Origin of the sequence: Bacillus tequilensis KCTC 13622 (assembly GCF_000507145.1) — a bacterium.
Taxonomy (GTDB): Bacteria; Bacillota; Bacilli; order Bacillales; family Bacillaceae; genus Bacillus; species Bacillus tequilensis.
This window is the reverse complement of sequence record NZ_AYTO01000039.1, coordinates 146,900-167,287: the sequence shown is the minus strand read 5'-3', so window position 1 is coordinate 167,287 and position 20,388 is coordinate 146,900. Positions and strand designations below refer to the sequence as shown.

The window sequence follows — 20,388 nt, the reverse complement described above, 5'->3', positions numbered from 1 at the left end:
ATCGGATACTCTTAAGTAGGATGATGAGATAATGAAACGTGCACGCATAATATACAATCCGACTTCGGGACGGGAGATTTTTAAAAAGCATCTTGCCCAGGTCCTGCAAAAATTTGAACAAGCCGGCTATGAAACCTCCACCCATGCGACAACATGCGCGGGAGACGCAACACACGCCGCCAAGGATGCGGCATTGCGTGAGTTTGACCTGATCATTGCGGCAGGCGGGGACGGAACGATCAACGAGGTCGTCAATGGGCTTGCGCCTTTAGACAACCGTCCGACAATCGGTGTGATTCCTGTCGGCACAACGAACGACTTCGCCAGAGCGCTCGGCATTCCGCGTGAGGATATTTTAAAAGCGGCAGATACGGTCATTAACGGCGTTTCCCGCCCGATTGATATCGGACAGGTGAACGGCCAGTATTTTATCAATATCGCCGGAGGAGGCCGTCTGACGGAGCTGACGTACGACGTGCCAAGCAAACTGAAAACGATGCTCGGCCAGCTTGCTTATTATTTAAAGGGAATGGAAATGCTGCCTTCACTTCGTCCGACAGAAGTCGAGATTGAATATGACGGCAAGCTGTTTCAAGGTGAAATCATGCTGTTTTTGGTCACGCTGACAAACTCCGTCGGCGGGTTCGAAAAACTCGCGCCGGATTCCAGCCTGAATGACGGCATGTTTGATTTGATGATACTCAAGAAAGCAAACCTTGCTGAATTTATCAGGGTCGCCACGATGGCGCTCCGCGGCGAACACATCAACGACCAGCACATTATTTATACAAAAGCGAACCGCGTGAAAGTCAATGTATCAGAAAAGATGCAGCTGAACCTGGACGGCGAGTATGGCGGCATGCTGCCCGGCGAATTCGTGAATTTGTATCGGCACATTCACGTCATCATGCCGAAGGAGAAAGCGGAACAGCTGGATGACTAAAACTTGGCTTGAATAGGCCAAGTTTTTCTTTCGCTTAAAACAAGAGGTGAACATACATGAAAATGAAACCCCCAGTAGAAAAAAATGAATACTACGACGTGACATTTGAGGATTTGACTCATGAAGGAGCGGGCGTCGCAAAGGTGCAGGGCTTCCCGATCTTCGTGCCGAACGCCCTGCCTGAGGAAAAAGCGCAAATCAAAGTGACACGCGTCAAAAAAGGCTTCGCTTTCGGCCGCTTAATCGAGCTGAAGGAAGAAAGCCCGCACAGAACGGATGCCCCGTGCCCGATCTACAAGCAATGCGGCGGCTGCCAGCTTCAGCACATGACCTATGAAGGCCAGCTCTTGTTTAAACAGAAACAAGTCAAAGACGTCTTAGAACGGATCGGCAAGCTGGATCTGTCCAACGTCACCGTGCACCCGACGCTCGGCATGGAAGACCCGTGGAACTACAGAAACAAAGCACAGGTGCCTGTCGGTGAAAGAGAAGGCGGACTCGTCGCCGGATTCTATCAGCAAAGAAGCCATGACATCATTGACATGAGCGCCTGCCTGATCCAGCAATCCAAAAACGACGAAGCCGTCCAAGCCGTCAAAGACATCTGTGCAAATTACGGCATCAAAGCCTACAACGAAGAACGCCACAAAGGCTGGCTCCGCCACATCATGGTCAGATACGGCGTCGTTACAGGCGAAATGATGATCGTCTTCATCACAAGAACAAACGACTTCCCGCACAAAGCGAGGATCATTGAAGACATCACAGCGCAATTCCCGCACGTGAAATCCATCGTGCAAAACATCAACCCAAACAAAACAAACGTGATCTTTGGAAACGAAACAAACGTCATCTGGGGCGAAGAGTACATCTATGACCTCATCGGAGACGTCAAATTCGCCATCTCCGCCAGATCGTTTTATCAGGTTAACCCAGAGCAGACAAAAGTGCTGTACGACAAAGCGCTTGAGTACGCGGAGCTTCAAGGGGAAGAAACCGTCATCGACGCCTACTGCGGCATCGGAACGATTTCTCTCTTCTTGGCGAAGCAGGCGAAAAAAGTGTACGGCGTCGAAATCGTGCCGGAAGCGATTGAAGACGCCAAACGAAATGCCGAATTAAACGGCATCACAAACGCTGAGTTCGCGGTCGGTGAAGCGGAAACCGTCATTCCAAAGTGGTACGAAGAAGGCATCACGGCCGATACGCTAGTCGTAGACCCGCCAAGAAAAGGCTGCGACGAAGCCCTCCTGCGCACGATTGTGGAGATGAAACCGAAGCGGGTGGTGTATGTGTCGTGTAATCCTGGCACGCTTGCGAGAGATTTGCGGGTGCTTGAGGATGGCGGGTATCAGACGCTTGAAGTGCAGCCTGTGGATATGTTCCCGCATACGAATCATGTGGAGTGTGTGGCAGTGCTAAAACTTAAAGAAGGCAACTAACCTCTATAGGGTGTTGCCTTTTTTTATAATTCAAGAAAAGCCTCAAGTTTCCATGTTTTTTTAAAGTCATTAATTTTGGATACGGGCTATTCAAGTGAGGTCATCATTTTGTGGATTTCGAACAGGGGTTGATCAGCATCATTGTTAAGATCAATGCGTTCACTCTTTTTTTAGAAGTTTATCCATATCGTTTATTATTGTAGACAAGTCATTTAGATTGTTTTGTTGTTCTTCGATTCTTTCAACAAAAAGTATATTTGTTTGATCGTGGCTATTTATTTTTTCTAAGAGGCTTACAATTTCTCTTGTTATGTAAGGCTTTTGTCTGGTCTGCATATAGAGTTTGAACATAATATTCTATCACCTTGTCACCTATTTCTTCAGAAAAAGAGACGCAGCCTAAGCTGCGTCTTGTCCTTAACCAAGCGTTCCGTTTTCTGCAATCGTTATTTCTTTGTCAAAGATGGCTTTGTCTGTTAGGGAGTTCGTTGAATCGTTTGCAGCTTTGCTTGTCATGTTTCTGGATGCCACATTTACTTCATTTCCTAAGGAAGAACTGATAAAGCTTACACCGATCAAAGCAACTACAGCGCACAACGTCAGTTTAAATTTCATACAAACAATCCCCTCTCTGAATTTGTTTGCGGGCATGAACCATCTTTTTGAAACAAATAACAGAATCATCCATCTGCCCAATTTCAGTATAAAACTTTGCGGCTAATAATGCCAACTCTTCCATATAAGGATATCCTTGGGATGTCTCTAATTTGTTGAAAACATTTAATAAAATGGACGCTTCTCCTTTTTTGATAAACAGCGCCTGCAACCCTTCAAACATAATTTTAAATAGGCCATCGCCGAATTTACATGCGAAGCGTACGCCTTTCCTGAAACAATCCATTGCCTGGTCTTGTTTACGTTGTAGAAAATAAATTAAGGCTAAATCGTGGTAAGCTTGTGTCAAGTTGTTGAAATTTGATTTTTTGAATTGGAGTATCGATTTCTCCATGTATTTGGCGGCTTTCGTCAATTCGCCCATTTTAAGATAACAATTTCCGATATTGAATAAAGCTTGGCCGTAAATCCGCTTGTTTTTGCTTTCAAGCAGCCGTGCGCCTTTGAGTGCCTGTTCAAGGTGAGGGAGCGCCTTTTCATGACTTTCTAGGTCATCGTAGTTTCCTGCGATCACAAAATGGCATTGTATGCGGCGGACTGAGTAAAGGTCGTGCGTTTTATAAATGTTATACGCCTGAGAAGAATAGTGCATGGATACGTGTGTTTGTTTCATATGATAAAACACTTCAGCCATTTTAAAATAAAATTCTGCCCGCTCAATTTCATCTGAAATATAGGGAATTGTGTTTTCCGCTTTTTGATAAAATGAAATGGCACTTAAGAAATTGCCCTCTTTGAATTCATACATTCCTTGAAAAAAGTAATAGTAGTATTCAACGAGTTTCTCCATTTTTCTGTTGCTGCCTTCAATTCTCTTCAAATAATCTGATAACTCCATTTGGTTTCCTTCAGATGGAATCACATAGTCAATCATAAGCTGATGACGGAATGTAATGAGCTGATAGTAAATCAGGAGGTCTTGGTCTTCCTCCATGATGTCAATGTCCCGTTCGATCTCAGCTATAAGCATTTCAGCATCTGTTACATTAAACTTTTGAATATGCCGGTTCCACTCATTAATTTTCATCCCAACGTGCGGAGACGAAATCGTGCCCAAACTCCTCACCCTTCCTCTTCTCACTAATTATGTAAATTTTATCAATACAGAAATTTAATAGGAAGGGGTTGAGAGACCGCAAAAAAATTTTCGGTGTGATCCGCAAAAGGCAGTTTGGGTGTTTCGCGTTATATTTGGTGTTGTGGAGGTTAGAGTGATCTCAATTTCTGAATTTTGGATTGCGGTTATTACGACTGAGCAGTTTTGTCATACTCTTTTAGCAGTTTTTCTGTCTTATGCATTTCTTTGAGCATTGGATTCATGTAGTCGTTAGCTGATTCAAGATATGCTCTTGTCAGAGTATCTAGTTTATTTTTAACTATAGAGAGGTCTTCTTCGAATTGTTCCTCTGTTGAATGTTGGATACATTCTTTTGTCTCTTCGTATCTTTTCAATATGTTTTTCACCATTGGAGCTGGATTCTTTTGATTGTTTGTTTTTATTGCTGTGATTGTTAAATTAATTTGTTTTATTAATTTTTTTCTTACTGTCAAAATGTTGCTCCTTTTATAAAGAGATATGAGATAAATATAAAACCTTAATATCCTCTGTATTAAAGAAAAGTCTAGAATCATCTAAAATCTCGTCGTATAGAAAACTTTAACCCATTCAGAAGCAATCAATTTATTTGTTGATCGGTTAACAAATTTTATAATAGGATTTGTTTTTTCGGTTTCCATAAAAGCCAACCTGAGAATATAAAATAGCCCAGCAGTAAAAAGCTGAGCTATTTTTGAATTATAAACCGAAGTAGTTTATTACAAACTGTTTATCATCCTCATCTTCAGGCAATATTCCTAAATTTTTATATTCCCACACTACTTGTCGTTGAGTACCGTTTAAGTCTGAGGCAATAACATCGGTGTAATCATAATCTATTGAAAACTTCCCGCTTCGTTCTAGATGCAAAGTGAGGTTTGTCCATAAGTCCTCATTGTTTGTTTTAAATTCATTTCGTAACTCTTCGAAATAATCATGCAATTCATATAGAAGTTCGTCATATATATCTTCATCAACATTAAAGTGCTCAGGAATATCGTGTGAATATATATATTCCTGATTTTGTGGAGTAGTAAAGAAGAAGTAAACTTCTGAAGAATCATCTAAAATTTCGGCATAAAGAGCAACCTTCTCCCACTCAGAGGGGATAATTTCATTTATTTGCTCAGCGATTTTTTGATATAGTACTCCCATCTTTTCAGTTTCCACAATATCAGCCTCCTGCTTGATTTTTTATTCTAACATTTTTAAATCTTTTATTTCCGATCTTATATTTGACCTTAAATAAATTAGGTCTTAAAGAGTCTCCACTATAAATAGGCTTAATTTCAATTGTTACTAATTTGGGAGGTTCTTCTTTAAGAGCCTTTGCCCATTCTTGCTCCATTTCATACCATTTCCCGCCGCTCCTATTAATCTGAGAATTCATCGGCACGATATTGTCAAACTGGCCTGAGCCTTTGAATTGGGTGGCGATTAAATGGCCTCCGTCATCGTCAGTCTTTCGGTCTTGGGGCTTTCCAGCATTCGACTGTGCATATTGGTTGCGTTTTGCTTCTCCCAGCTGCAAGTCTGCTTTGACACTTGTAATTCTACCATAGTTGTCAGTCGTGTACGTGTAGCCTTCTTTTGTTTTATAAACGATATTCGGCTTCAGCACTTTCTTTCTGCTCCATCTTGCGTAATGCTCGCCGTATTTGACGGTTACCGGCGGAACATGTGGCGCTGGAGTTCTTCTTCCGCTTGAAGAAGTTCCGTACGGTTTCGGCAGGATGACCTTGGCGAATTTTTGCAGTCCTTCTTTAAGCGTGACACCGTTGACTGCGTTGTAAGGAACGCCTGCCGGCACTAAATCGTGACGGGGATGATACGGGAGAATATCCGCAAGTGTGAGATCTCCGATTTGATTTAATTTGGTTTTGACGTGTTTTTTTGATACTTCTACGCCTGTGTTTACTTTTTGTTTGATGTGATCAACTGTTTGTTTTGAGACCGTTATGGCTTTTTGAGCTGTTGCTGATTTGCTTGCCGCTGTTTTGACTTTGGCCGTCACTTTGGCGGCTGTGCCAGTTTTTGAGACGGCTCCTACGCCTTTTGTGCCGACAATTGATGTGACAACAGTGCCAACCGCATATGACACCCATCTTGCTCTTGAGTAGGTGTCACCATTCACCATGTCTTTTTGATACGATTCTTCGATTGCCGCTGAAATGGCTTCATACGTTTTAATCGGGTGAGCCACAGCTCCTGTAATGGCTTCAACGGTTCCGCCCGGATCTGTGACCATATCCCACAGGCCTGTGACCGCATCCTTTCCGGAATCATAAAGACCGACGGCAACCCCTTTGAAGCCTGCTTCAAGTTCACGCGTGTTTTCAATTTGGGTGAAGTATCTTTGCTGTTCTGCTGTGAGATTTTTGTAGCCGATCGTTTTTGCCATTTCGTAGAATTCATCGGCATCCGCATAATCGTAGTTTTTCAGTCTTTCTTTTAATTTTTCAATCTCGCGTTCCTTCGCTTCCTCTTTCTTAACCTTCAAGTAAGCCTCAGTCCGCTTTTCAATGTCGCCTTTTTTCTTATGTATATCGCTCTCACGGTACGCTTTGGCGTTGTAGTGGATGGGTGTGGCGTTTTTGCCTTTGCCCGTTGCTTCTTGGAGCTTTTGGAAGTCGGATTTGATGAATTGTTCGTTTGGTTCTGACAGGGCGTATTCTGTCTTTAGGTCTTCGTCTAAGGCGTCCAATTTTTCCAGTGTTTTTTTGCGTTTGTCGTTGGCATCGGCCAGCTCGTCTTTGAAGGTTTCTGTTGAAAACAGGTCGAGCGGGAGGATGTCGTCGATATCGTTCAGGATGTCTTTCATTGCTTTTTTCTGTTCGGACATGATGGATTTTGATTTTTGATGGGCATTTGCCAGTTCGTGCTCCAGGAAGGATTCTTCGATGTATGCGTCTGAGAGGCCTTTGTCCTCGGCAGCTCCGGCGATGCTGTTGAAGAATGCGATTTTCATGTCAATGTAGTCGATCCATTGGTCGGTGACGCCTACATGGTCGTGGTAGAAGGCTTTGATGTTGCTGGCGCCTTTTCCTGAGAATTCGCTGTCACTGAGATCAGCGACGCTTTTTAACGCTTTTTTCAAGTTGACCATTTGCGTTCTTAGTTCTTTATACTCTTTTGCACGGTCTGTCGCTTCCGAAAGCAGTGTCTTCGCTTCAAATACTTTCATGACCATTTCCCTTCTTTTGTTCGCTCGATATCAAAATTTTACCACGGTGCGGGATGAGGGTGGGGGTGAGAACGTGTTTTGGTGGAAAAATGAGTCATTTGGCATATGTCTAAGTTTTGATATGATGATAGAGGATCATGGCTATAGCTATCAAATGTGGGATGCCTTGCTGAACGAGATATACGGCGTGCTGCAAAAGCAGCTTTCTGCTTCAGACATGGCGGCTTTAAAAATTCAACAGCGTCAATGGATAAAGGATAGGGATGCTGCGGCCCAGAAACGATATGATGAGGAGGGCGGGGGTTCATTATCCCGAGTCGTCCAAACGGAAGAGCTTGCTAAACAGACGAAAGAGCGCTGTTACGGGCTGGTGAATTCGTATATGAAATAGAATGTCATGGGACCCTTGCGTAAAGGGTCTTTTTTGCGGAGAAAAACAAATTGACAGGATGAAAAAGCAATTTCTTCCTTTTGTATTGTTTTCAAAATTTGGGATTGATAGAATATGACATATCTTATAGAAAAGGAGGGAAGCCGTTGAGTCAAGCTATACCGTCTTCGCGTGTTGGTGTTAAGATTAATGAATGGTACAAGATGATTCATCAATTCAGTGTTCCGGATGCTGAGATTCTGAAAGCGGAGGTGGAGCAGGACATTCAGCAAATGGAAGAGGATCAGGATTTGCTGATCTATTATTCTCTGATGTGTTTTCGGCACCAGCTGATGCTGGATTATTTAGAGCCGGGACAAACATACGGGAATCGCCCTACAGTGACAGAGCTTCTGGAAACGATTGAAACTCCTCAGAAAAAACTCACAGGCCTTTTGAAATATTACTCTTTGTTTTTCCGCGGCATGTATGAATTTGAACAGAAAGAATATGTGGAAGCGATCAGGTTTTATCGCGAGGCGGAGAAAGAGCTGCCGTTTGTGTCAGATGAAATCGAGAAAGCGGAATTCCATTTTAAAGTGGCGGAAGCGTATTACCATATGAAGCAAAACCATGTGTCGATGTATCATATTCTTCAAGCCTTAGACATTTATCAAAAACATCCCCTATACTGCATTAGAACCATACAAAGCTTGTTTGTGATCGCCGGCAACTATGATGATTTCAAGCATTATGAAAAAGCGCGCCCGCATTTAGAAACTGCGCTGGAATTGGCAAAGGACATTCAAAACGACCGGTTTACCGCCATTTCCTTGTTGAACATTGCGAATAGTTATGACCGATCAGGAAATGATCAAATGGCTATACAATACTTCCAAAAAGCGGTGAAACTAAGCAGAGAAACGGTCACTGATCTGCTTCCGAAAGTCTTGTTTGGCTTAAGCTGGACCTTATGTAAAGCAGGCCAAACGCAAAAGGCGTTTCAGTTTATAGAAGAAGGATTAGGCTGTATTAGAACATATCCAAAAACGGGGTCTCGCCATTTTTATAAAAAATTGTATCTGTTCTTGCAGGCCGTCTATAAAGAGAGTATTGATGAATCCAAAATCTTTGATATGTTGGCCTATTTCGAAAAAAAGAACCTGCACGCTTACATTGAAGCGTGTGCCCGCAGTGCTGCCGCTGTTTTTGAAAGCCGCTGTCATTTTGAATACGCCGCTGTGTTTTATCGAAAAGTGCTGAAAGCCCAAGAAGATATTCAAAAAGGAGAGTGTTTATATGCTTATTAAGAAAAAAGTGATGATGGGTCTTGCTGTTGCTCTGCTGTTCGGAAGCATTTCGTTTCCATTCCTGACAAACTCCGGCGGCTTTAAGGAATCAACGGATCGAAACACGACGTATATTGATCATTCCCCTCACAAACTGAGTGATCAGAAAAAAGCCCTTAGCTAGGGCTTTTTTCTTGCTTTACGGAAGATGCAGCAATTCCTTCTATTTCTAACGCAAGACACTCGAAACAACTAAACCATTTAAGGTATAATGGATAAAGTGAATCACAATATACAGATTGATATATATGAAAGAGAGTGGAACATCATGGGCCGTAAGTGGAACAATATTAAAGAGAAGAAGGCGTCTAAGGACGCAAATACGAGTCGGATTTATGCGAAGTTTGGCCGTGAGATTTATGTGGCGGCGAAGCAGGGCGAGCCTGATCCGGAATCTAACCAGGCACTGAAGGTTGTGCTTGAGCGCGCGAAGACGTACAGTGTGCCGAAAAACATCATTGAACGTGCGATTGAGAAGGCGAAGGGCGGCGCGGAAGAGAATTTCGATGAACTCCGTTATGAGGGCTTCGGTCCGAACGGATCAATGATCATCGTTGATGCGCTGACGAATAATGTAAACCGTACGGCGCCGGAAGTGCGTGCGGCGTTCGGGAAAAACGGCGGAAACATGGGTGTGAGCGGATCAGTTGCTTACATGTTTGATGCGACGGCTGTTATCGGTGTGGATGGCAAAACAGCTGACGAAGCGCTTGAAATTCTGATGGAAGCGGATGTCGATGTCCGTGACATTTTAGAAGAGGATGACAGTGTGATCGTATATGCCGAGCCGGATCAATTCCACGCGGTGCAGGAGGCGTTTAAAAACGCAGGCGTTGAGGAATTCTCGGTTGCCGAGCTGACGATGCTTGCGCAAAGTGAAGTGACGCTTCCAGATGATGCGAAGGAACAGTTTGAAAAGCTGATTGACGCGTTAGAGGATTTGGAAGACGTTCAGCAGGTATACCACAACGTTGATTTAGGTGAATAAGAAATGAGCAGGCTGTTTTTACGGCCTGCTTTTTTTGTCCTTGAAATTGTATGAGCTTTATATGGGCAGCCGTCTATACGATCTGACAGTTATTTTCATATTCTGGACTGTAACCTACGTGAAGGAGAGAGTGAATATGACTGATACTGATACAAGACAGATCTACGGCGGACCTGGCTTTGGCGCTTTTCCGGGCTATGGCATCGGCCGTCCTGGATTTGGCATGTACGGAGGGCTAGGCTATCCGGGATCCGGCATGTATGGGGGTTTCCCAGGATCCGGCATGTATGGGGGTTACCCAGGATCCGGCATGTATGGGGGTTTCCCAGGATCCGGCATGTATGGGGGTTACCCGGGATCCGGCATGTATGGGGGTTTCCCAGGATCCGGCATGTATGGGGGTTTCCCGGGATCCGGCATGTATGGAGGTTTCCCGGGATCCGGCGGTTATCCAAGCGGCTATGCGGGCTCGCCGGGAACTGTAAGTTATCCGAGCATGCATCATGAGAACGTTGGACATCACCATCATCATCATGACGGCAAAGATAATTATCATCACCATCATCATGATGGCAACTACGGCCACCATCATCAGCATCACCACGACGGCAACTACGGCCATCACCACCATCATCATGACGGCAATTATGGGCATCACCACCATCATCATGACGGCAACTACGGCCACCATCACCACCATATGGGTCACTGGGGAAAAGACGGCCATAAATAAAAGCTGTTTAAAAAGGAACACTCTTGGTGACCAAGGGTGTTTTTTCTAATTATTATTGACTGATCAGTCTGGAAAGTAGTAATCTTTGTTTAAGGAGGTGATGATCATTTGGGAAGGAATAAAGAATTTGATACAGCGCTTGTTCTGCACAGAGCGATAGAGGTTTTTGGGAAATATGGCTACGAAGGCACGTCGCTTCAGGAGCTGCTTTCTCATTTAGGCATTGCGCGCCAAAGTTTGTATGATACGTATGGAACGAAGCGTGATTTGTTTCTTTTAGCTGTGAAAACGTATCTTGAGGGAAAAAATGCTGCCGTGATCGAAAGGCTTGAGGCGCCTGGATCTGTAAAGGAAGCCATTCATGCTATTTTTCAGGAAGGTGTCAATGTCCTTAAAGATCCGGAACGTGCGAAGGCGTGCTACATCATCAACAGCGCGATTGAACAGATCCCGCATGATCCTGAGCTTGCCCGGTATTTTGAAGGACAGTCCAAGCAGCTTGAGGACGCTTTTTATCAGGCGCTTTTAAGAGCGAGGGATCAAGGAGAATTGACTGGAGAAGGCACTGATATATCAGCGCTTGCCCGTTATTTGAATCAGAGCAGGCTGTCTCTGACGTTTGTCGCTAAAGTGACGGCTGATCTGGACCGGCTTCAGGAGCATGTTGACGTGAGCTTATCTGTACTTGACTAACTATTTTTGGGTAAAGAATGCTTTGCCCATCTATGCACTTTTCGGACTGAATGGTCTAAAATAAAATATGAGGTGATGATGAATGCAGATGAATGAATTTGAAAAGGCATGTGACACATTGGGAAAGTTTATGGCGTATATGCTTGAGAAGGACATGAAGAGCTGGACGGAGCTTTGGGATGAGAATGCCGTATTTGAGTTTCCGTATGCGCCGGAGGGGTCACCGAAAAGAATAGAAGGAAAAGCGGCCATTTATGATTATATTAAAGATTATCCTAAGCAGATTCATCTTTCTTCGTTTACGGCTCCGACAGTGTACCGGTCAGCAGATACGAATACGATCATTGCGGAGTTTCAATGTGACGGGCATGTGATTGAGACTGGTCTTCCTTATCGTCAAAGCTATATCAGTGTTATCGAAACAAAAGACGGCCGCATTATGCATTATAAGGATTATTGGAATCCGCTTGTTGTAAAAGAAGCATTTGGAGGATCATTTTTACAAACAGAGGAGAGTGGAAAATGATGAAACAGAATCCGATTTTAATCACGGGCGGGACCGGTACAGTCGGCAGCCGAATCGCCAGCCGTTTACTAGAGCTCGGGTACAGGGTGCGGATTGCGAGCCGGAAAAAGGGAGAGCTTGCTGATGCTGAATATGTGTATTTTGATTGGAAAGACGCCTCCAGTTTTACGACAGCTTTGGAACAGATAAAACAGATCTATCTCGTTGCCCCGGTTGGTGTGCTTGACCCGGCTCCTTATGTGCTTCCCTTTTTAAAGGAGGCAAAGCGTCTCGGTGCAACGCGTGTCGTGATGCAAAGTGCGTCTGTTGTCTGTAAGAATGGCCCTGTGTTTGGCGCGCTTCATCAGGCGGTGTGCGAGTTTCCAGAATGGACGGTGCTGCGGCCTTCATACTTTATGCAAAATTTCATCAATGTCCAGCATCGCATGTCGATTCAAACGGAGGGGCGCATCACCACGGCTTCGGGTGAAGGAAAGCTTGGGTTTATCGACGCTGATGACATCGCAGAAACTGCTGTGCGAGCTTTGATTGATGATGTTCCTCATCAAACACATCATATTCTGACAGGGCCAGAGGCGCTGAGCTATGCCGAAGCGGCGGAGATCATTGGAGCTGCGGCGGGACGCCGGGTGGAGCATGTCAACATTTCTCGTTCCGAGCTGCAGCATAAAATGGAGGCAGGAGGTTTGCCGGCGGATTATGCCCATTTTATGGCGGATCTGGATGAAGCGATCAGGTATGGTGCAGAGCATCGGGTAACAGATACTGTGAAGCGTGTGACAAGAAAAGAACCTCGTTCACTGACTGAGTTTGCGGCTGCTCATGCTGCATACTGGCAACGTTGATTTTATTTTGGACTGATTGATCTAGAAAGACCTTCGGCTTTGCCGAAGGTCTTCTTTTTATTGATTGAATTGAAAAAGCTTAGCCGCATTTTCAGTGCCGATTTTATATCGGTCTGTTTCACTGATTGGACATTGGTCAAACCAAGATGAGATTTCTTCCATCGTTTCATACGGGTAGTCGACTGAAAATAAGATGCGGTCTGAGCCGACTTCTAACAATGTATCAATTAAGGCTTGTGTTCTGAACACGCCGCTGGTCGTGAGATAAAAGTTGTTGCGAAGGTATTCAGTCGGCGCTTTCTTATGGTTTCTATGGGTTTCAGGACGCTGATGGCGGAGTCTGTGTTCAACCCGCGGCAATGTAAACGGCAGGCCCTCTCCCAAATGTCCGAGAATCACAGTCAAATCAGGATATTCGTCGAAAAGGCCGCTGAGCATCAGGCGGATGGCATGTGTAGCTGTTTCAAAACCGAAGCCCCATGCTGAGCCGAGGAGACCTTCGTAGCCTTCATAGATGCGCTGCTGATGCGGCAGCGGGATACGCGGATGCAGATAGACGGGAACCTGCAGCTGTGCGGCTTTTTCCCAGAAAGGGCGCACTTGAGGCTCGTCTAAATATTGGGCGGTGTGTTCGTCGCCGATGTTGCTGTATCCGTTGACCAAGGCACCCAAAAAGCCGAGCTCGTTTACTGCCCGTTCGAGTTCCTTCGCGGCTTCTTCAGGATCTTGAAGCGGTACTGACGCAAATGCCTTAAAGCGGTCAGGATGCTTAGAAATGAAGAATTCCGAAGCGTGATCATTCATTTGCTTTGCAAGTTTCACCGCTCTGTCAGGATCAGTAATGCCTTCGATACCAGGCTGTGTCAATGAGAGAATTGACGTTTGGATGCCGTTTCGATCCATGTCTTCAATCCGTTTCTCGAATTCCTGCAATCGTGTTTGAACAGCGCTGAAATACTCATCGTCAGTAAAATTGTGGCTTCCTGTAGCCGGAAAGTCAGGAGATTCCCAATGCTCTTCTAATGCGATTTTTCCTTTCATGCAAAAGACTCCTCTCTTTATATAGCTTGTGAGCTCAGATGGAGTGCACTCATTTTAAGGAACGAAGCTTCGTTTAGGTCATTATTGAACATTATGTTCATTACTTTACATCATGTACAAGATGTACGTTCATGGTACAGTAGATTTTGAGAATAGGTCAATAAACAGAGAGCGCCCAAATGTATAGAAATAGACACATACGAATGATTTGTCCATAAGAAAATGAAAGTTAGACAGGGAGGAAAAAAATGTCTAAAAAGCATAAAGTTGATCCGAGAATCAGACGAACAAACAAATATTTAAGAGATGCTTTAATCACCCTTCTGAAAGAAAAAGATGCCAACTCGATAACGATTCAGGAAATTACGGAAAAAGCGGATCTGACCCGCGGCACCTTTTATTTGCATTACCAGGATAAACAGGATTTTCTGTTTCAAAGCATGACCGAGGTTCTCGATGATTTGATTCGGCAGGTAAAGCCGGAAACACCGGCCGAACCGGTCAGTATTGATGAGGATCATCCGCCTGTATCTTTTGTAAAGCTTTTTGAGTACATCCATGAACATGCAGAATACTTCCAAGTCATGCTGAGCGACAGAGGGCTGCCGCAATTCAGAAGCCTTATGACGGAGTTCGTTCAAAAACGAATTTACGAGGAATTGCTCTCATCGATTGAGGAATCTGAGAGCATGCTCCAGGTGCCGAAAGAGATACTCGTCAGCTATATCACGTCCGCTCATATCGGTGTGATTTGTTCCTGGCTGGAGAGCGGCATGAAGTACAGCCCGTTGTTTATGGCGAATCAATTAACACGTTTAACGCTGCTGGGCCCGCTCCGTATCGCGGGGATCGAGGAACAGGTGAAGCTTCCTTATTAAAGTTTCATTCATAATCATGGTTCCGGCTTCATACCTATTAAGGTCATTGCTTTTGAGAAAGGAGGAGCCGGAATGAAGGATATGCAGCCGTTTACGCCTGTCAAATCATACACACCCTTTCACAGCCGTTTTGATCCCTGCCCGCCCATAGGAAAGAAATTTTACAGAACGCCGCCCAATCTCTATATGACCTTTCAGCCTGAGCATATGGAGCAGTTTTCGCCGATGGAGGCTTTGAGGAAAGGCACCCTTTGGAAGGATCTCTATGATTTTTATGAAAACCCTTATCGAGGGGGAGACGTATATGGCAAAAAAGGTTGATGACGAATATTACCGACAGCTTGAACAAATCCAGGCCGCTGATTTTGTGCTTGTTGAGCTGAGCCTTTATTTAAATACACATCCTCATGATGAAGATGCGCTGAAGCAATTCAATCAATATTCCGGCTATTCAAGGCACTTAAAAAGACAGTTCGAATCCTCTTACGGGCCGCTTTTTCAGTTCGGCACAAGTCCTGCGGGAGAGGATTGGAATTGGGGTAAAGGGCCTTGGCCGTGGCAAGTATAAGGAGGTATGCCTGAATGTGGGTGTATGAAAAGAAGCTGCAATACCCTGTCAAAGTCAGTACGTGCAATCCGACGCTGGCGAAGTATTTGATTGAGCAGTATGGCGGAGCGGACGGCGAGCTGGCCGCGGCGCTCCGGTATTTGAACCAGCGTTATACGATTCCTGATAAGGTCATCGGACTTTTAACGGATATCGGCACGGAGGAATTCGCCCATTTGGAAATGATTGCGACTATGGTCTATAAGTTAACGAAAGACGCCACGCCTGAGCAGCTGCGTGAAGCGGGGCTTGGCGATCACTACGCCAATCATGATGGCGCGCTTTTTTATCACAACGCGGCTGGGGTTCCGTTTACTGCGAGCTATATTCAGGCGAAGGGCGACCCGATTGCTGATTTATACGAAGACATTGCGGCAGAAGAAAAAGCGCGGGCGACGTATCAATGGCTGATTGATATCTCGGATGACCCTGACTTGAACGATTCTCTGCGCTTTTTGCGTGAGCGTGAAATTGTGCACTCCATGCGCTTCAGAGAAGCGGTTGAGATTTTAAAAGAAGAGCGGGATAAAAAGAAAATTTTCTAATAGGCAGATTGGCCTCTCTTTCATACACCCTTTTACATACAGAGAAAATGGTCTGTTTTTGCGGTTTGGTCTGCATTATAATCAAGGTGTGTGCAAGCTTATTTTTGATTGGGAGGCCTTTATGTCATCTTTTACGATTACGAATGAAATGCTGACTGACGGAATTCGCGCGTGTCCGGCCGTGTATGAGGATGCAGAAGCGATTACGGGATTGCTTGTCCGAACAGCTGAATGGCTTCGGTACCGAGGTTCAACACAATGGAGCGGACTGCTGGAAGGCCAGGATACACATGATATAACGGGTTCGATTGAAAGCGGACAAGTGTTTGTGTTTAAAAAAGACGAAGAGCTTGCGGCTGTCGTGATGCTCTTGACGGAACCGAGCGAGTGGGACCGAAAGCTTTGGGGAGAGGATGGACATGGGGAGTCCATGTATTTGCACCGTCTCGCGGTCAGCCGCCGGTTTGCTGGGCAGGGGCTTGGCGCGCGCGTTCTTCAATGGGCAGAGACGGGTATACACTTTCCGGAGAAAACACGGATCCGGCTTGACTGTGTCGCTGATAATGACGCGTTGCACTCCTTTTATCGGCGTATGGGATATGAATTTATGGGTGCTGATGCATCCGGATATCATTTGTTTGAGAAGGAGATTTCGGCAGAATAAGCGTCCTTTGCAGGAGGCTTTTTTGTCTTTTTTAGAAAAGGGAGGGCTGGCGATGTGGCCAATTATTTTTGCAACAGGGATCGTCACGGCTTGTCTGTTCGCTGGCGTATCTGTTTTTTTACGGAAGAAGCTTCCTAGCAGGAGATGGCCGGAATGGATGTTGGCCGGGCTGGTTGTCCTTGGTATGCTTGCGATCTGGTACAGCCTCGTGTATGTACGCGGCTGGGAGGGGGCTGGGCTCGGAATGCTCGGATTCAATGTTATTTGCGGAGCGGCTGCGGGATATTTGATCGGAAGGGCCATTCTGCCATACATAAAAAAGTAAGGCGTGAGGCTGTCTCTCAGGATGTCGAATGTTTCACAGAGCGGCAGGGATTTTCTTTTGAAAGGAGAAGTACATAATACTTTTAAAAAAGAAAGCGATTTCCCTGATGGTTCCGTTTGTCACAGTGATGCAGAGCGGCTTTTTATGTGTCAAAGGACAATACAACGTTGAACGTACTGCTTGTTTCAGCAGGGGAGCTTTTCCGGTTTAGAAAAGCGATCGTTGACCATACTGATAGTATTATCAAGAAGTAGGTGCTATCAATATGGGTAATTATTTAAGTGTTGCGGTGGAACTGATATGCGGTTTAGGCATTTTATTTATCATTTTGAAACTTCTGGGAAAAACCCAATTTTCTCAAATTACACCGTTTGACTTTATTTCTGCTTTAATTTTAGGGGAATTGGTCGGAAATGCCGTCTACGATCATGAAATCAAGATCAAAGAAATTATTTTTGCTTCGCTGCTGTGGGGTGTGCTGATTTATATTATTGAATTTATTACGCAAAAAATGAAATCGTCACGAAAGTTCTTGGAGGGTGAGCCGAATATTGTCATTCGCAAAGGGGAACTTCAATATAAAGTATTGAAGAAAAACAAGATGGACATTAACCAGCTCCAAAGCCTTCTGAGGCAAGCGGGGAGCTTCTCGATTCAAGAGGTAGAATATGCGATTCTCGAAACAAACGGGATGATCAGCGTGCTCCCAAAATCCGACTTTGACAAACCGACAAATAAGGATTTGCAGATTCCTCAGAAGTCCGTCTCACTGCCGATCACTTTGATCATAGACGGAGAAATCGTCCAGGATAATCTGAAGGAAGCGGGTGTGGATGAACAGTGGCTGAAGCAGGAATTGAACAAGAAGAACATTGATAAGACGGAGGACGTGTTATTTGCAGAATGGCACAAAAATAAACCGCTGTATACCGTAACATACGAACAAAGCAGATCAACATGACGCTCATAAAAAAAGCTTGCGGCAAGGCGCAAGCTTTTTATTGATTGTATGTCCCTTGTTTGACAGCACGTACATGATACATGCTGACTTCAGTGCTGATCAGATAGTCAGGCTTTGGTTTGCCTTTGTTCGCTTTATGTCCGGCGATATGCGCATCGCTTTTTTCCCATTGCTTCCAGTGATCTTCAGATTCCCAGCGAATCATGACTACCACTTCCTCCTCACCGCGGCGGACGTTCTTTTCAAGGACTGTCACATCAATTAAGCCTTCTTGTTTTTCGATGATTCCTTCAGCGCTGAAACGTTCAATGACTTTATCTGCATGGCCTTCTTTTACCGTCATTTTTCTCAACTGAACAAACATTTGTCTCTCTCCAATCATTCTCATATATGAATAATTGTAAATGAAATTCATTCTCAGTGTCAAAGGGAGTGCAGGGCGAATCGAATCGCCGTGCGCAACAGTTTATTCCTTTAATAAAAACACATTCCCATCTTCGTCCTTAAATTGAACGAAAGTGCCCCAGTCCATTTGATTGGGCTCACCGAGAAATTCCACACCGTTTGCTTTCATGTTCTCGTATGTACCAAAGATGTCTTCACATTCAAACACGATCGAAGCCTTCATTTGCTCAGAGCCTTTCATCATGGCTTTCGGGTAAATAACTAAACGGGTCTCGGCTCCTTTTGGCGCAACCTCAAGCCAGCTTGCCCCAGGTCCCATCGGGTGGTCTGCCGCAATATCAAAGCCAACCTTCTCCGCCCAAAATTGCTTCGCTTTCTGCTGGTCTTCTACATATACAGCAACAGTGCCAATTTGTTTGATCATAGAGAAACCTCCAATTTGAAAGATAGTTATAATATAACCTGTTTACGGCAAAAGCAACATAAAAAATCAGCCGGGAAACCGGCTGATTTTCGATTAAAATGAGCAGCTCACAACATCGATCCGATTTGTGTCTAAGGCGAAATAAACCCAGCGGCGCCGTGAAGCATCCCAATAAAAGCCGCCGACGGATCTTCTGCCAAGGGTAATCGGGTAGAACCAAAATGAGCGTCCGTTGGTTAGCCAAACATAGGTAAACCGGAAGAGGCAGGGCCGAATGGTGACGGGTTCCACCAATAAAACGGCTCCTTGAGGGCCCAACGGTTTTTGGGGTTTCGCTGGGATTTGGGAAGGAGGAGGTCCCTGCGGCGCACTGACGCTGCCCGGAGAAGCGCCGCTGCCCATGCCGGGAGCAGGGCCGCCGCCCATCCCTGGCACCACGCTGCCGCCCATCCCTGGTACCACGCCGCCGCCCATCCCCGGCACCACGCTGCCGCCAGGCCATGGAGAACCAAAACCATTTGGATAACGGTATTCATATTCAAAAACAGGCCACGGCTCATAGAACTGACTGTCAAACATATAAGGATCAACATAATACATGTGATAACGTCCTTTCTCATTGTAAACTATACATTTGCAGTTTATGCGAAGGGACTTTATTTGTGCGTTGGCCTATGGGTGAAATTGGAATGCGCTCTGAGAGCAGAATCATTCGATTTTTCCCTAGTCTTATTCACAATTTCGATTTATCATTTTATAATGAAAGTGCTTCTATTACAAAAAAGGAGACAGACCGTGAATATCGATCAATTATTATATCAATATATCATAGACAACACTGCGGATATTACTGAGAAATGGTTCAGTTTGCGCTGCCAGCTAAAAGGAGAGCTATATTCCGCCGACCAATTAAGTGAAGAAACGAAAACGCTTTTAACCGAGCAACATACATTTACCAATATAACAATCGCAAGCGCATTTCTGGAGGATCAAACTGATTTTGAAGAAAACATGACAAAATGGGCGCAAAACGTTGCGAAAAACAGGGTAGAGCAGGATGTTCAAGTTCATGAGGTCGTGGAAGCCATATCAAATTCCAGAATCTCCTTCTGGGATGCGGTCGTTTCGTTTATCAAAGAGAATCAGGAGATTGTCACAAATGAGGATGCCGACCGATGGAACCGCATTGTCAATCAGTCGTTCGATAAGCTGATTATTGAGTTTTCCGAGCAGTATCAAAAATTTATGCTGCTGAGGCTCACATCTCAGCAGGAACTGATTTCGGAGCTTGGCTGCCCGGTGATTTCCGTTGCAGATGGAATCGGGATATTACCGCTTATCGGCTCCATTGATACAAAACGGGCACGGGTCATTTTGGAAACAGTGCCGGTCCGCTGTATCGAGAGAAAAATCACAAGCCTTGTCGTTGATCTTTCGGGTGTTCCAATTGTGGATACCATGGTGGCGCAGCAATTGTACAACCTGTCAAAAACGCTTTTCTTGCTAGGCATCAAAGCTGTATTTTCAGGGATTCGACCGGATGTGGCTCAGACATCCATTCAATTGGGACTTGATTTCAGTGAATATGAAACGTACGGCACGCTGAAGCAGGCATTAGAAAACATGGGTGTCCGCTGTATTGTTGAAGAATTGGAAGGAAACAAATAGGAAGTTTTCAGGCATATGATTGTCCG

The 20,388-nt window shown here is 44.9% G+C and carries 27 protein-coding genes; 18 read left to right on the top strand and 9 right to left on the bottom strand.

Translation table 11 applies throughout. The annotated features are described in order from the left end of the window. The first annotated feature begins 31 nt into the window (after window positions 1-31). Both V756_RS0117565 and rlmD read left to right on the top strand, forming a co-directional pair. Window positions 32-943, top strand: a complete 912-nt coding sequence (locus V756_RS0117565) for a diacylglycerol kinase (protein ID WP_024715823.1) — start codon at window positions 32-34, stop codon at window positions 941-943. A gap of 56 nt (window positions 944-999) precedes the next feature. Continuing rightward, entirely contained in the window at window positions 1,000-2,385 is a 1,386-nt protein-coding gene (rlmD, locus tag V756_RS0117560; protein ID WP_024715822.1) for a 23S rRNA (uracil(1939)-C(5))-methyltransferase RlmD, read from the top strand. Window positions 2,386-2,802: 417 nt separating this feature from the next. On the opposite strand, the gene V756_RS0117550 is transcribed toward rlmD, so the two are convergent. The 5 genes from V756_RS0117550 to yeeF form a co-directional block, all read right to left on the bottom strand. Then, window positions 2,803-3,000 carry a hypothetical protein gene (locus tag V756_RS0117550; protein ID WP_024715820.1) on the bottom strand — a complete coding sequence of 66 codons (198 nt, stop codon included), beginning with the start codon at window positions 2,998-3,000 and terminating at the stop codon, window positions 2,803-2,805. Then, complete coding sequence (locus V756_RS0117545) at window positions 2,990-4,117, bottom strand: Rap family tetratricopeptide repeat protein (RefSeq protein WP_024715819.1); 1,128 nt, start codon at window positions 4,115-4,117, stop codon at window positions 2,990-2,992. Before V756_RS0117545 ends, V756_RS0117550 begins: the two co-directional genes overlap by 11 nt. A gap of 188 nt (window positions 4,118-4,305) precedes the next feature. Then, complete coding sequence (locus V756_RS0117540) at window positions 4,306-4,611, bottom strand: hypothetical protein (protein ID WP_024715818.1); 306 nt, start codon at window positions 4,609-4,611, stop codon at window positions 4,306-4,308. Window positions 4,612-4,855: 244 nt separating this feature from the next. Continuing rightward, window positions 4,856-5,326 carry an antitoxin YezG family protein gene (locus V756_RS0117535; protein ID WP_024715817.1) on the bottom strand — a complete coding sequence of 157 codons (471 nt, stop codon included), beginning with the start codon at window positions 5,324-5,326 and terminating at the stop codon, window positions 4,856-4,858. Between the two features lie 4 nt (window positions 5,327-5,330). Beyond that, a complete protein-coding gene (gene yeeF, locus V756_RS0117530) occupies window positions 5,331-7,340 on the bottom strand; it encodes an LXG family T7SS effector deoxyribonuclease toxin YeeF (RefSeq protein ID WP_024715816.1) in 2,010 nt (669 codons plus the stop codon). A gap of 73 nt (window positions 7,341-7,413) precedes the next feature. Between yeeF and V756_RS0117525 the strand changes: the two genes are divergently transcribed. From V756_RS0117525 to V756_RS0117490, 8 genes are all read left to right on the top strand, one after another. Beyond that, window positions 7,414-7,731 carry a lysozyme inhibitor LprI family protein gene (locus V756_RS0117525; protein WP_024715815.1) on the top strand — a complete coding sequence of 106 codons (318 nt, stop codon included), beginning with the start codon at window positions 7,414-7,416 and terminating at the stop codon, window positions 7,729-7,731. Window positions 7,732-7,877: 146 nt separating this feature from the next. Then, a complete protein-coding gene (gene rapH, locus V756_RS0117520) occupies window positions 7,878-9,020 on the top strand; it encodes a response regulator aspartate phosphatase RapH (protein ID WP_024715814.1) in 1,143 nt (380 codons plus the stop codon). After that, a complete protein-coding gene (gene phrH / locus V756_RS1000000124170; RefSeq protein WP_024715813.1) occupies window positions 9,010-9,183 on the top strand; it encodes a phosphatase RapH inhibitor PhrH in 174 nt (57 codons plus the stop codon). The genes rapH and phrH overlap by 11 nt, the downstream gene beginning before the upstream one ends. Window positions 9,184-9,327: 144 nt before the next feature. After that, a complete protein-coding gene (locus tag V756_RS0117510; protein ID WP_024715812.1) occupies window positions 9,328-10,047 on the top strand; it encodes a YebC/PmpR family DNA-binding transcriptional regulator in 720 nt (239 codons plus the stop codon). Between the two features lie 136 nt (window positions 10,048-10,183). Further along, entirely contained in the window at window positions 10,184-10,780 is a 597-nt protein-coding gene (locus V756_RS0117505; RefSeq protein ID WP_024715811.1) for a hypothetical protein, read from the top strand. Window positions 10,781-10,888: 108 nt separating this feature from the next. After that, entirely contained in the window at window positions 10,889-11,473 is a 585-nt protein-coding gene (locus V756_RS0117500; RefSeq protein ID WP_024715810.1) for a TetR/AcrR family transcriptional regulator, read from the top strand. Between the two features lie 82 nt (window positions 11,474-11,555). Further along, window positions 11,556-11,999, top strand: coding sequence for a nuclear transport factor 2 family protein (locus tag V756_RS0117495; RefSeq protein ID WP_024715809.1), 444 nt, complete (start codon window positions 11,556-11,558; stop codon window positions 11,997-11,999). Continuing rightward, window positions 11,996-12,844, top strand: a complete 849-nt coding sequence (locus V756_RS0117490; protein WP_024715808.1) for an NmrA family NAD(P)-binding protein — start codon at window positions 11,996-11,998, stop codon at window positions 12,842-12,844. Before V756_RS0117495 ends, V756_RS0117490 begins: the two co-directional genes overlap by 4 nt. 57 nt (window positions 12,845-12,901) lie before the next feature. Here the strand turns inward: V756_RS0117490 and V756_RS0117485 are convergent, their stop codons facing one another. Further along, window positions 12,902-13,885 (bottom strand): amidohydrolase family protein, encoded by a 984-nt coding sequence (locus V756_RS0117485; protein ID WP_024715807.1) that lies wholly within the window; start codon window positions 13,883-13,885, stop codon window positions 12,902-12,904. A gap of 248 nt (window positions 13,886-14,133) precedes the next feature. Here V756_RS0117485 and V756_RS0117480 point away from each other — a divergent pair, with 248 nt between their 5' ends. From V756_RS0117480 to V756_RS0117450, 7 genes are all read left to right on the top strand, one after another. Further along, window positions 14,134-14,763 carry a TetR/AcrR family transcriptional regulator gene (locus tag V756_RS0117480; protein WP_024715806.1) on the top strand — a complete coding sequence of 210 codons (630 nt, stop codon included), beginning with the start codon at window positions 14,134-14,136 and terminating at the stop codon, window positions 14,761-14,763. A 72-nt stretch (window positions 14,764-14,835) separates the two neighbouring features. Further along, window positions 14,836-15,084: a spore coat-associated protein CotJA gene (cotJA, locus tag V756_RS0117475; protein WP_024715805.1), complete on the top strand. Its 249-nt coding sequence runs from the start codon at window positions 14,836-14,838 to the stop codon at window positions 15,082-15,084. Beyond that, entirely contained in the window at window positions 15,068-15,331 is a 264-nt protein-coding gene (gene cotJB, locus V756_RS0117470) for a spore coat protein CotJB (protein WP_024715804.1), read from the top strand. The genes cotJA and cotJB overlap by 17 nt, the downstream gene beginning before the upstream one ends. A 14-nt stretch (window positions 15,332-15,345) precedes the next feature. After that, complete coding sequence (gene cotJC / locus V756_RS0117465) at window positions 15,346-15,915, top strand: spore coat protein CotJC (protein WP_003219494.1); 570 nt, start codon at window positions 15,346-15,348, stop codon at window positions 15,913-15,915. Window positions 15,916-16,036: 121 nt separating this feature from the next. Beyond that, window positions 16,037-16,579 (top strand): GNAT family N-acetyltransferase, encoded by a 543-nt coding sequence (locus V756_RS0117460; protein ID WP_024715803.1) that lies wholly within the window; start codon window positions 16,037-16,039, stop codon window positions 16,577-16,579. A 52-nt stretch (window positions 16,580-16,631) separates the two neighbouring features. Beyond that, window positions 16,632-16,904 carry a YesK-like family protein gene (locus V756_RS0117455; protein WP_024715802.1) on the top strand — a complete coding sequence of 91 codons (273 nt, stop codon included), beginning with the start codon at window positions 16,632-16,634 and terminating at the stop codon, window positions 16,902-16,904. 265 nt (window positions 16,905-17,169) lie between these two features. Continuing rightward, the gene (locus V756_RS0117450; protein ID WP_024715801.1) at window positions 17,170-17,865 is read left to right on the top strand and encodes a DUF421 domain-containing protein; all 696 of its coding nucleotides are present in this window, start codon (window positions 17,170-17,172) and stop codon (window positions 17,863-17,865) included. 37 nt (window positions 17,866-17,902) lie between these two features. Here V756_RS0117450 and hmoA read toward each other — a convergent pair whose 3' ends face one another. From hmoA to V756_RS0117435, 3 genes are all read right to left on the bottom strand, one after another. Further along, the gene (gene hmoA / locus V756_RS0117445; protein ID WP_024715800.1) at window positions 17,903-18,229 is read right to left on the bottom strand and encodes a heme-degrading oxygenase HmoA; all 327 of its coding nucleotides are present in this window, start codon (window positions 18,227-18,229) and stop codon (window positions 17,903-17,905) included. 102 nt (window positions 18,230-18,331) lie between these two features. Further along, complete coding sequence (locus V756_RS0117440; protein WP_024715799.1) at window positions 18,332-18,694, bottom strand: VOC family protein; 363 nt, start codon at window positions 18,692-18,694, stop codon at window positions 18,332-18,334. Window positions 18,695-18,787: 93 nt separating this feature from the next. Then, on the bottom strand, window positions 18,788-19,294 hold the full coding sequence (locus V756_RS0117435) for a hypothetical protein (protein WP_024715798.1): 507 nt from the start codon (window positions 19,292-19,294) through the stop codon (window positions 18,788-18,790). 195 nt (window positions 19,295-19,489) lie between these two features. Here V756_RS0117435 and V756_RS0117430 point away from each other — a divergent pair, with 195 nt between their 5' ends. Beyond that, window positions 19,490-20,362: an STAS domain-containing protein gene (locus V756_RS0117430; RefSeq protein ID WP_024715797.1), complete on the top strand. Its 873-nt coding sequence runs from the start codon at window positions 19,490-19,492 to the stop codon at window positions 20,360-20,362. The last annotated feature ends 26 nt before the right edge of the window (window positions 20,363-20,388 follow it).